An 11,767-nucleotide genomic window follows, 5' to 3' on the forward strand; every position below is an offset into this window, starting at 1 on the left:
GAAAGGAGTTTAAGACAACAACTTTTCTAACTATAAAAGAAAGTTTCAATAAAAATAAAAACGCCACATCCAGCTATAAATCCGAGAAAAGCAAGCCAAGATACTTTTTTGAAATACCAAATAAAATCAATTTTCTCCATACCCATTGCAGCAACACCTGCAGCAGATCCAATAATCAGTATGCTACCACCATTACCAGCAGAATAGGCTATAAAGTGCCAAATCGGGTTGTCAATAGGAAAATTATACATACCCATTGATCTTGCAACGAGTGGAACATTATCAATAATAGAAGACATTAACCCTAAAAGTATTATGACAATATTCATCGAAGGAATGGCATTAGATAATGATTCGGTTGCATATCTTAAAGTTCCTACAAGATTTCCATCAATTTCTCCAAAAACCACAGTTTCTAAAGCCCCAACAGCGAGTAAAATTCCTAAGAAAAAAAGGATACTCGAAAACTCAATTTTAGACAAGGCTTTGTGTGTAGAATATCTGAATTTATCTTTTTGGCTGATATTTTTTTCTGGTTTAACATATTCTGAAACCAGCCATACTATAGCCAAACTAAACATCATACCGAGATAAGGAGGTAGTCCAGTGATAGCTTTGAAAATTGGTACAAAAGCAATGCTTGATAGGCCAACAATAAGCATAGTTTTACTGCTTAAAAGACGTTCAGCATCTTTGTCAATTATCATCTCTTTTCGCATAGCATAACCTCTAAAGGGCTTGAGTTTAGTAGCGATAAAAAACGGCACTACAAAGCAAACTATTGAAGGTATAACAACATATTCGGTCAACCCAAGAGAGGTAACTTTGTCGCCAATCCACAACATAGTGGTTGTAACATCGCCAATAGGTGACCAAGCACCACCTGCATTGGCAGCAATAACCATCATACTGGCATACCAAATGCGATATTTTCTGCGGACTAAAATTTTACGCAATAAAGCTATCAAAATAATGATTGTGGTAAGGTTATCAATTACCACTGAAAGTATAAAAGCCAACGAGCCCAATGTCCATAATAAATGTTTTTTGTTTTTAGCTTTTATAAATTTTTTGATGATACCAAACCCACGATGTAAATCGATAATTTCAACAATGGTCATAGCACCAATTAAGAAAAACAAGATTTACTTTGTGTTGCTGAAATGGTGTATTAAAATATTTTTAAATCCTTCTTGTTCTCTTGAAATCTCTGATGTTGATTTTAGAACATTAAAAACATCACCGTGATGATTAATTACCGAAAGCCAACCTTGATTAAAACCAAAAGCCAAAACTGCCCACATCAGCGTAGCTATAAGTAAAGCTGGCACAGCTTTGTCTAAATGTATGCTGTGCTCTAAAGTTATAGAAATATAACCTATAATAAAAAGAACAATCAGGAGTGTTATCATTAGTTACAAAAGTTGATTCAATGCTATTTCAAATGCTGTTCGGCTGATGTTCAATTTTGAATCATTGTGGTTATAGGTGTTTTGAATGGCATTTCTAATCGTGATAGAAGTGTCATTAAAAATCGCTTCATCTGTCATTTGAACTCGCCTTTCCATAAAATAGGCAAAAACTCTTGCCATTCCACAATTGGCGATAAAATCTGGAATTAAACTTACACGAGCATCTGTGTATTCCATAATACTTCCAAAGAATATTTCTTTATCAGCAAAAGGCACATTAGCACCTGAAGAAATGACTTCAACACCATTATCAATTAAACTGTCAATCTGAGATTTTGAAACTAATCTTGAAGCGAGACAAGGGGCAAAAATTTCTGCTGGAACATCCCATATTTTTTGGTTGATTTCTTCAAAAGGTATCAAATTTTCAGCATTTAAAGTATTCCCGTCTTTGTTTAAAAATAAAGTTTTGATATCTTCATAATCAAAGCCGTCTTCATTGATTAAACCACCAACTCTATCTATGATACCAACTATTTTAACGCCCATTTTTGATAAATAAAAAGCTACCGCAGACCCCACATTACCAAAGCCTTGAATGATGGCGCGTTTGCTTTTGATATCACCACCATAAATATCATAATAATATTTGATAGACTCAGCAACTCCGTAGCCCGTAATCATATCGGCAACGGTATATTTTTGACTCAAGTCTGGTGAATAATCTACATTTTCTAAAACCTTAATCACACCGTGTCTCAACTGTCCTATGCGATTAATTTTATCACTATCGGAAGGTTGAAAATGTCCAGTAAATACACCTTCTTGAGGATGCCAAACGCCACATTGCTCTGTAATGGGAATAACTTCGTGTATTTCGTCAACATTCAAATCGCCACCTGTGCCGTAATACTGTTTTAATAATGGCGAAACGGCTTTGTACCAACGTTCCAAAACACCGCGTTTTCTCGGGTCTTTGGGGTCAAAATTGATACCAGATTTTGCACCGCCTATTTTTGGACCTGACACGGTAAATTTCACTTCCATAGTTTTGGCAAGTGAAACCACTTCGTTGAGGTCTAAACCTTTTCGCATTCTTGTGCCACCACCAGCGACTCCACCGCGTAGTGAATTGATAACTGTCCAGCCTTTGGCTTCTGTTTCTGGATCATTCCAGTGAAAAACGATTTCGGGTTCTTTGTTTTCGTAGGTTTTGAGAAGGTCTTTCATTAAAAAAATAGTTCTGTAGATTTTAGTGCTACAAATATAAGACAAGGAAATTGTTAGAGCTTTAGTTTCAAGGATAATGTTTCTTAAAAAAAGTTTATGAATTTATAAGTTTTGATTTTTAACATTAAAAAAGAGTCTTAACAAATAAGCTCATAACCTTTTACCTTATAAACATCAAATATAAAACTCAAATATAACTCCCGAACTGTGGTCTCGGCATGCTCCCGTTACTGACTTCAAGACATTAATTTCATTTCTAAATTTTAAAACCCCTAAAAGACCAAATATAAGTGCTTCTTTATAGTTGATGATTTCAGAACTTGGAATATGAATTTCTGTATTTGGTGAGTAATATTTGATACATTCTATTAAATAATCGTGATAAGCACCACCGCCAGTAATTAAGGTTTTGGTGTTTTTTATATTTAGAGATTTTGAAATTTGATAAGCAATATGGTGGCATAATGTATTGAGAAAATCTTGATTAGAAAGCTCAAAACTGTTTAAAATTGGCATCATTTTTTGTTCTAACCATTCTACGCCTAAGGATTTTGGTGGACTTTCTGAATAAAAATCTATATCATTTAGATTTTTTAGAAGTTGTTGGTGGCATTGACCTTGAGCTGCAATTTGCCCTTTATCATCATATTCAAAGCCTTCTTTTTCTGCATAAACGTTAAGCACTTTATTGGCAGGGCAAATATCAAAAGCCAGTCTTTTGCCGTCATTTTCATAAGAAATGTTGACAAAACCGCCAATATTGATACAATAATCGTAGTCCGAAAACAACAACTTATCACCAATAGGAACCAATGGTGCACCTTGACCACATAGAGCGACATCAGCAGTTCTAAAATCACAAACCACGGTTTTTTTGATGAGTTGACCCAGCAATTCAAGATTGCCAATCTGATAGGTAAACCTTTTTTCGGGTTGATGCCAAATGGTGTGACCGTGACTACAGACCATGTCTATTTTTGTAAAATCATCTATAAAATCTAAGATATATTGACTTAACAATTTGCAGTATTTTTCGTCTAAAATTCCAATATCTTTTTTAGATAATTTGTGGGCGTTTTGTAATTTATTTTTCCATTCGGAATTATAAGGAATGGTTTGTGTTTTTTTAATTTTATAAGTCCAGTTTTTTTGGTGATATAAAAATTCAACTTCACATAAATCTACACCGTCAAGTGAAGTTCCGCTCATCACACCAATAACACGGTATGTTTTTTTTAAATTCATTTACCAATAATTAGTCAGTAAAAATAAAGCTTTAAAAAAGGAAATAGGGTTTTGTAAAACATGAATTCTAAAATGTTTAATTTTACAAAATGAATTACAAGTTTCCAAAATCAGAAAAACTGCGGTTAAAACGACATATTGAGTCGCTTTTTAAAAGTGGAAAAACTAAAAAGGCATCACCACTAAGTGTAAAATATTTAAAATTTGAAGATTATGGAACAAATCTTTGTGGCGTTAGTGTGCCTAAACGGAAATTCAAAAAAGCAGTAGATAGAAACAGACTAAAACGACAAATGCGTGAAGCATATAGACTGAATAAACATCTTATTCAATCTGAAACCCATCATTTTCATATGATGTTTGTATATTCAACTTCTGAAAAATTATCTTATCAAGAGATTGAAAAGGCTCTAAAAAAATTATTGAAAGAAATAAGTAGATGAAATTCTGAACAAATGCTCCTAAAATCACATTTTTCAAAATGACACATAGCAACCATAGCAACCATAGCAAACAATAGTCCCAAATGAAAACTATCAAAAAACTAAAATACATTTTACTCACAGCAGTAGCAGCGATTATACTAAGCAGTTACACCGTGTATCGCTCTGATTTTTTTGAAATTGCCAAACAAATTGAAATTTTTACAGCTTTATTCAAAGAAATTAATATGAATTATGTCGATGAAGTCAATCCTGCTGAATTGATGAATACGGCTATAACTAAGATGTTGGCAGACCTTGACCCTTATACCAATTTCTATAACGAACAAGATGTAGAAGACGCCAGAATACAAAAATCTGCCAATTATGCCAATCTCGGAATTCAACTCAAAAAAATTGAAAACAAAGTGGTTGTGACTGAATTGATAAAAGATTTTGTCGCCGATCAAGCAGGATTAAAGTTAGGCGATCAAATTCTTAAAATAGAAAATTCACCCATAAGCAATCTTCAAAACGACCTTAGCGAAGTCCTTAATGGTGCACCAAATACCACTATCAATCTTGAGATAAAACGTCAAAATGAAACCAAGACTATTTCACTAAAACGCATCTTAAGCCAACCTTCTGCGGTGCCGTTTTATGGTATGGCAGATGATAAAACAGGCTTCATAGTATTAAGTCAATTCACTCGTACAGCTTCAAAAGATGTCGGATTAGCAGTCCTTGAACTCAAAGAAAAAGGAGCAAAACAGTTGATTTTAGACCTGCGAAACAATCCGGGTGGTTTGCTTTCTGAAGCTGTGAATGTGAGTAATATTTTTGTGCCAAAAGATCAACTCATTGTTTACACCAAATCGCAAATTGAAAGCTATAATGCCACTTATGCCACAAGACGAGAACCCATTGATACTGAAATTCCATTGGTGGTTTTAATCAATGACAGAAGTGCTTCAGCAAGTGAGATTGTGTCTGGTAGTTTGCAAGACCTTGACCGCGCTGTGATTGTTGGTGCCAGGAGTTTTGGTAAAGGTTTGGTGCAACGCCCAAAACCACTAAAATATGGCACACAAGTAAAAATTACGATTTCACGATATTTTCTACCAAGTGGTCGCGGTATTCAAGCTTTAGATTATGAAAACGGAAAATCGATTAGAAAATCTATTGAAAACTCAACCGCTTTTCAAACCCAAAACGGTCGAACGGTCTATGATGGTGGCGGCATAAAACCCGATGTGAAAATCGAAGCCGAACAGATCAGCGATTTTACGCAAACCTTGATAGACGACTTAGTGATTTTTGACTTTTCAACCCAATTTGCCAACCAAAATCCTGATTTAGATTGGAAAAAATTTGAAGTTGATAATACTATTTTCAATCAGTTTTTAGATTATGTGAAAGACAGAAAATATCTGCCTAAAACAGAAACCGATGAAACTTTTGAAACTTTTGTAAAGTCTGCAAAAGCTGACAATTTTGATGAGAAGTTTATCAAAACACTCAACAACTTAAAGTCTGAAATTCAAGCTGAAAAAGCGGATTTATTTAAAACATATCAATCGCAAATATCAGCATTAATATCAGATCAAATCATTAAACATTACGCTTATAATCAAGGCGTTTATCAACATAATTTAGATCAAGCAGAAGTGGTTCAAAAAGCTGTTGAGATTTTGTCAAATCAAAATAAATACAAAACAATACTAAAACCTTAATGGATAAGAAAGCAATTAAAAATCAATTAGATAAAGAAATTGAACGACTCAAAAAACAAATTGATTGACACCAAACCTATTGCCCCAGAAAACGCCATAGGAAGAGTCTCAAGAATGGATGCTATCAACAACAAAAGCGTGTTGGAAAACGCCTTGCGAAAATCTGAACAACGCTACAACAGTATGCTAAAAGTTTATGACAGAATTGACGACAAAGACTTTGGGATTTGTGCTAAATGTCACGACAAAATTCCGCTTCAACGCTTAATGATTATGCCCGAAAGCCGATTTTGTGTAAAATGTGCTTCTACATCTTAGAAATAAAGCTTTCACAAAATATTAATTTGAAGGCTTAAAAAAATTGCCTAAATTTGTTATTATGGAAACGATTATCATTCAAACCGAAGCTAAAAAAGCCAAAGCCATTAAACAGTTTTTAAAGGCTTTTGATGTTTCATTTTCATCTGATTCTTCTGAAAAATCTTCAAAATCTGAAGAAAGTCCCTACAACCCAGAATTTGTAAAAGAAATTTTAACAGCAAGAGAAGAAGAAGGTGGGAAAATTATCGACCCAAATAACTTATGGGAAAGTTTGAAATAATACTTAAGCCTAAAGCTCAAAAAGATTTTTCAAGAATAGAAAAATCAGGTCAAAAACCTATGATTAAAAAACTTGAAATAATTGTTGATGAATTGTCAAAACACCCTAAAACAGGCACTGGAAAACCAGAAAAATTAAAGTTTGAATTATCAGGTTTGTGGAGCAGGCGGTTAAATAAAAAAGACCGATTAATTTATGAAATTAAAGAAGAACCCTACAAAAATGTGGTCATAATTTCTGCTTTAGGACATTATGAATAATACTATTTTAACGTGAGTTCGATTTATTGAAAGCTGTAAATCAGATGATTACATCTTTTTGTTAGTAAATTTTGTCATTTCGAACGAAGAATGAGGAGAAATCTTATCCTACTGAGATGTCTCGTCGCTCATGCTTTGCTCTATCGACATGACAAATGATTAAATATCTGTATTTTATATAAATATATTTTATTGGAATTTATATCAAACTCACGTTATTTTATGTTGGTAAATTCTCAAGGATTTTAACCTAAACTATCAAAGCATAAAATATTCACTAATGCATCATCAGCTCTTTTTTATTTTATGATATTTGCATAAAACATTTTGACTATGAAAAATTCGGTAAGGGTCAGATTTGCACCGAGTCCAACTGGACCACTTCACATTGGTGGTTTGCGTACCGCACTTTACAACTATTTATTTGCAAAAAAACACAACGGCACATTTGTTTTAAGAATAGAAGACACCGACCAATCTCGCTATGTAGAAGGTGCTGAACAATATATCAAAGATGCTCTTGATTGGTGTGGATTAACTATAGATGAAGGACCAAATAAACCCGGAGATTTTAGTCCATACAAGCAAAGCGAAAGGCAACATATTTATAAAGAATACGCAAAAAAACTGATAGATTCTGGTCACGCCTATTATGCTTTTGATTCTGCTGAAGATCTCGATAAGCTTAGAAAAGAACGCGAAAGCAAAGGCGAAACCTTTACTTACAACTCTCAAAACCGAACGCATCTCAACAATAGTTTAAACCTTTCTGATGATGAATGCCAAAAACGTTTAGATGAAGGTCAACCTTATGTGGTTCGGTTTAAAATGCCAATGGCCAAGCAATTGCTCATCAGTGATATTATCAGGGGAAATATTCAGGTAAGAACAGACGCTTTGGATGATAAAATATTATTTAAAAGCGATGGTTTACCTACTTATCATTTTAGTAATATTGTTGACGATCATTTGATGAAAATCACACACGTTATTCGTGGAGAAGAATGGTTGCCTTCATTGGCATTGCATATTTTACTCTACGATGCTTTGGGTTGGAATGCACCAGAATTTGCCCATTTGCCTTTAATTCTAAAACCAAATGGCAAAGGTAAACTCAGTAAAAGAGATGGCGAAAAACACGGGTTTCCTGTATTTCCTTTAAAGTGGAAAGACCCTAAAACGGGGCAGATTTCTGCAGGTTATCGAGAAGATTATTATCTGCCAGAAGCCGTCGTCAATATGTTAGCACTTCTCGGTTGGAATGACAGTTCAGACCAAGAAATATTTAGTTTAAATGAACTTGTTGATAAATTTGATTTAACACGAGTTCACAAAGCTGGTGCTAAATTTGATCCCGAAAAAACCCAATGGTTTCAACATCAATATATACAAAAAGTTGATGAAGAAACATTAGCCAATCAATTTCAAAAATGGCTTAAAATCGAAAAAGGAATTGACAGTAAAATAGAATACCTTCGTCAAGTCGTAGGTCTTTTAAAAGAGCGTATCACTTTTGTTCCAGATTTTTGGGAAGAAGGTTATTACTTTTTTGAAGCTCCACAAGAATTCAATCCGAAAGCTTCTAAAAAAGCATGGAAAGATGATACATCTGAAATCATTTCAAATGTAAAAACACTCGTTAGTAAACAAGACAATTTTTCAAAACAACATCTTCAATCAACTATCAAAAACTGGATTCAGTCTCAAGAAATTGGTTTTGGAAAAGTGATGCAACCGCTTAGGCTTTCGCTTGTTGGCGATATGAAAGGACCAGATGTTTTTGAAATCATAGCCTTATTAGGTAAAGACGAATTCATCAAAAGATTAGAGTTTGCTCAAAACACATTAAAATAACACACATGGCTGTAAGTAAAAAACAAAGCAAAGAAGCATTAGACTATCACGAGTTTCCTCAACCAGGAAAAATCAAAGTGGTGCCAACCAAAAAATATGCATCGCAACGCGATTTGGGTTTGGCGTATTCACCAGGTGTAGCCATTCCTTGTCAAGAAATTGAAAAAGATAAACACAAAACCTATAAATATACCAACAAAGGTAATTTGGTTGGCGTGATTTCAAATGGTACAGCCGTTTTAGGTCTTGGCAATATTGGACTAGAAGCCTCAAAACCTGTGATGGAAGGCAAAGCCCTATTGTTTAAAATTTTTGCTGATATCGATGTTTTTGATATTGAAATAGACGAAGAAGATCCACAAAAATTTATCGATACCGTTAAAAATATAGCTCCAACTTTTGGGGGAATAAATTTAGAAGACATCAAAGCTCCTGAAGCATTTGAAATAGAAGAACGCCTTAAAGCTGAGTTGGATATTCCCATTATGCACGATGATCAACACGGCACAGCCATCATTTCTCTTTGACTTTGTTGAATGCATTAGAGTTGGCAAAAAAAAGATAGACGAAGTTAAAATTGTAGTCTCAGGAGCAGGATCAGTTGCCATTGCTTGTGCAAAACTTTACGTTTTACTTGGTGCCAAAAAAGAAAACATAGTGATGTTTAATAGTAAAGGTTCACTAAAAAAAGGGCAGGAAGGTTTGTCTGAAGGTCAAAAAGAATTTGCTACGGATAAGTCATACAATTCGCTCGCTGATGCTATGAAAGGAAGTGATGTGTTTCTCGGTTTATCTATCGGTGGTTTGGTTTCGGCAAAAATGCTGAAAAGCATGAATAACAATCCAATCGTTTTTGCTATGGCTAATCCTGATCCAGAAATTGATTACGATTTAGCAACCAAAACGCGTGAAGATGTCATCATGGCAACTGGACGCTCAGATTTTCCTAATCAAGTCAATAATGTGCTCGGCTTTCCTTTTATTTTTAGAGGTGCACTTGATGTTGAAGCTACCAAGATCAACGAAGAAATGAAAATGGTCGCCGTAAAAGCACTTGCTGACCTGGCTAAAAAGCCCGTTCCTGAACAAGTTAATATTGCTTATAGCGAAACCAAACTTCACTTTGGTAGAGATTACATCATTCCCAAACCATTTGACCCAAGACTAATCGGTGAAATTCCAGTAGCTGTAGCAAAAGTCGCTATAGATAGTGGTGTGGCAAGAAACACAATAACAGATTGGGACGCCTATAAGTCAGAATTGCTCGAACGAATGGGCAATGAAGATAAAATCACCAGATTGTTGATGAATAAAGCCAAATCTAATCAAAAAAAGATTGTCTATGCCGAAGCTGACCATATTGATGTATTAAAAGCGACTCAACAAGTATATGAAGATAAAATTGCTATTCCTATTTTGCTTGGCAGACGAGAAATTATATTAGAATTGATGGAAGAGTTAGATTTTGATAGTGAAAATATCACAATAATAGACCCAAAATCAGATGAACAACTTCCTGACTTGAAAAAATATGCAAAAACCTTATGGGAAAAACGTCAACGCAAGGGAATTACGCTTTACGAGGCTGAAACATTGATGCGTGAACGCAATTACTTTGCGACTATGATGGTTGTTGAAGGCGATGCCGATGCGATGCTTTCTGGCTATTCGCGTTCTTATCCTAAGGTTTTAAAACCTATTTTAGAAATTATAGAAAAAGAAAAAGGGGTTTCAAGAATTGCCGCTACCAATTTAATGAATACCACTAAAGGACCTATTTTTATCAGTGATACTTCAATAAATATTGATCCAAATGCTATTGAGTTGGCAAGAATTGCTCAGATGACAGCTTACACCGTCAAAATGTTTGGCATAGAACCTATTGTAGCTTTGGTGTCTTACAGTAATTTTGGCTCATCAAATCACCCTTCAGCAAAGAAAATTAAAGACGCTGTGAGTTATTTGCACAGAAATTTTCCAGATATCTGTGTTGATGGAGAATTACAGGTTGATTTTGCTTTAAATAGAAAATTGCGATACAGCAAGTTTCCATTTAGCAAACTAAAAGATAAACGCGTTAACACCTTGGTTTATTCAAACCTTGAAGCGGGAAATAGCACATACAAGTTGTTGAAAGAACTTAATACTGCAGATTCTATCGGTACAATTTTAATGGGCTTAAACAAACCAGCACATATTTTTCAACTCGGTGCAAGCGTTGAAGAAATGATTAATATGTCGGCAGTAGCGACAGTAGATGCACAGCAAAAGGCTAAAAGAAAGAATAAAACTTGATTTTTGTTGGTAGCTCTATTTTCTGTATATAATCTAAGATTAAAACGTCCATAAATTATTTTTAATAGCATTACTTTCATTTATTTTACTATTTTTGATGCCTTTAACGTTTATTTATGATTAATTTTTTGAGAGGTAAGTTGGTAGAAAAGTCGCCAACACAAATAGTTGTTGACTGCCATGGTGTAGGTTATGAAGTTAATATCTCATTGTATTCATACGGAATGTTGCCTAAAGATGAAGCTATAAGCATTTACACCTTTCTACAAGTTCGTGAAGATGCTCAAATTTTGTATGGGTTCATGGACAAATCTGAAAGAGATGTTTTTACTAAACTCATCAGTGTTTCAGGAATTGGTGCTTCCACTGCCCGAATGATGTTTTCGTCATTATCACCTGAAGAAGTAGTTAATGCCATTGCAAATGGAGATGTTGACACCATAAAAAGCGTTAAAGGCATAGGTCTTAAAACAGCTCAAAGAGTTATTGTAGATTTAAAAGATAAAATCACAAAAGTTGATATTGCAAATGAAGTTTTACCGATTCAAAACAATACACATAAAGATGAGGCGTTATCTGCATTGGTAACTCTTGGGTATTCTAAAAAACAAGCTGAAAAATCTGTTCAGAAAATACTAAAAGATGACCCTGAGGCTAGCATAGAAAATATTATAAAAACAGCGCTTAAAAACTTATAAATAAGTTGAAATTACAT

11 protein-coding genes and 1 pseudogene are annotated in these 11,767 nt (G+C 34.3%); 8 read left to right on the forward strand and 4 right to left on the reverse strand.

Going from position 1 to position 11,767, the window contains the following annotated elements; all coding sequences use genetic code 11:
- Nucleotides 1–26: 26 nt before the first annotated feature.
- The 4 genes from nhaD to IGB25_RS13985 all read right to left on the reverse strand — a co-directional run bounded on the left by nhaD (nucleotide 27) and on the right by IGB25_RS13985 (nucleotide 3,887).
- Nucleotides 27–1,142 (reverse strand): sodium:proton antiporter NhaD, encoded by a 1,116-nt coding sequence (gene nhaD, locus IGB25_RS13975; RefSeq protein ID WP_371815912.1) that lies wholly within the window; start codon nucleotides 1,140–1,142, stop codon nucleotides 27–29.
- 3 nt (nucleotides 1,143–1,145) lie between these two features.
- Nucleotides 1,146–1,412 carry a hypothetical protein gene (locus IGB25_RS15745; protein WP_371815913.1) on the reverse strand — a complete coding sequence of 89 codons (267 nt, stop codon included), beginning with the start codon at nucleotides 1,410–1,412 and terminating at the stop codon, nucleotides 1,146–1,148.
- 3 nt (nucleotides 1,413–1,415) lie between these two features.
- Nucleotides 1,416–2,642 (reverse strand): Glu/Leu/Phe/Val dehydrogenase, encoded by a 1,227-nt coding sequence (locus IGB25_RS13980; RefSeq protein ID WP_211065522.1) that lies wholly within the window; start codon nucleotides 2,640–2,642, stop codon nucleotides 1,416–1,418.
- Between the two features lie 174 nt (nucleotides 2,643–2,816).
- The gene (locus IGB25_RS13985; protein ID WP_211065523.1) at nucleotides 2,817–3,887 is read right to left on the reverse strand and encodes an anhydro-N-acetylmuramic acid kinase; all 1,071 of its coding nucleotides are present in this window, start codon (nucleotides 3,885–3,887) and stop codon (nucleotides 2,817–2,819) included.
- A gap of 89 nt (nucleotides 3,888–3,976) precedes the next feature.
- Here IGB25_RS13985 and rnpA point away from each other — a divergent pair, with 89 nt between their 5' ends.
- The 8 genes and pseudogenes from rnpA (at nucleotide 3,977) to ruvA (ending at nucleotide 11,750) form a co-directional block, all read left to right on the forward strand.
- Complete coding sequence (gene rnpA, locus IGB25_RS13990; protein WP_211065524.1) at nucleotides 3,977–4,330, forward strand: ribonuclease P protein component; 354 nt, start codon at nucleotides 3,977–3,979, stop codon at nucleotides 4,328–4,330.
- Between the two features lie 83 nt (nucleotides 4,331–4,413).
- A complete protein-coding gene (locus IGB25_RS13995) occupies nucleotides 4,414–6,042 on the forward strand; it encodes a S41 family peptidase (protein WP_211065525.1) in 1,629 nt (542 codons plus the stop codon).
- 39 nt (nucleotides 6,043–6,081) lie between these two features.
- Nucleotides 6,082–6,360, forward strand: coding sequence for a TraR/DksA C4-type zinc finger protein (locus IGB25_RS14000; RefSeq protein ID WP_211065526.1), 279 nt, complete (start codon nucleotides 6,082–6,084; stop codon nucleotides 6,358–6,360).
- A 61-nt stretch (nucleotides 6,361–6,421) separates the two neighbouring features.
- Nucleotides 6,422–6,643 carry a DUF2683 family protein gene (locus tag IGB25_RS14005; RefSeq protein ID WP_211065527.1) on the forward strand — a complete coding sequence of 74 codons (222 nt, stop codon included), beginning with the start codon at nucleotides 6,422–6,424 and terminating at the stop codon, nucleotides 6,641–6,643.
- Nucleotides 6,625–6,903, forward strand: a complete 279-nt coding sequence (locus IGB25_RS14010) for a Txe/YoeB family addiction module toxin (protein WP_211065528.1) — start codon at nucleotides 6,625–6,627, stop codon at nucleotides 6,901–6,903. The genes IGB25_RS14005 and IGB25_RS14010 overlap by 19 nt, the downstream gene beginning before the upstream one ends.
- A 333-nt stretch (nucleotides 6,904–7,236) precedes the next feature.
- Complete coding sequence (gltX, locus tag IGB25_RS14015) at nucleotides 7,237–8,757, forward strand: glutamate--tRNA ligase (protein ID WP_211065529.1); 1,521 nt, start codon at nucleotides 7,237–7,239, stop codon at nucleotides 8,755–8,757.
- A 5-nt stretch (nucleotides 8,758–8,762) separates the two neighbouring features.
- Nucleotides 8,763–11,052, forward strand: a pseudogene (locus IGB25_RS14020) (NADP-dependent malic enzyme).
- 116 nt (nucleotides 11,053–11,168) lie between these two features.
- Nucleotides 11,169–11,750 (forward strand): Holliday junction branch migration protein RuvA, encoded by a 582-nt coding sequence (ruvA, locus tag IGB25_RS14025; protein WP_211065530.1) that lies wholly within the window; start codon nucleotides 11,169–11,171, stop codon nucleotides 11,748–11,750.
- Nucleotides 11,751–11,767: the final 17 nt, after the last annotated feature.

It is taken from the genome of Flavobacterium sp. CS20, from assembly GCF_018080005.1.
In the GTDB taxonomy this organism is placed as follows: domain Bacteria; phylum Bacteroidota; class Bacteroidia; order Flavobacteriales; family Flavobacteriaceae; genus Psychroflexus.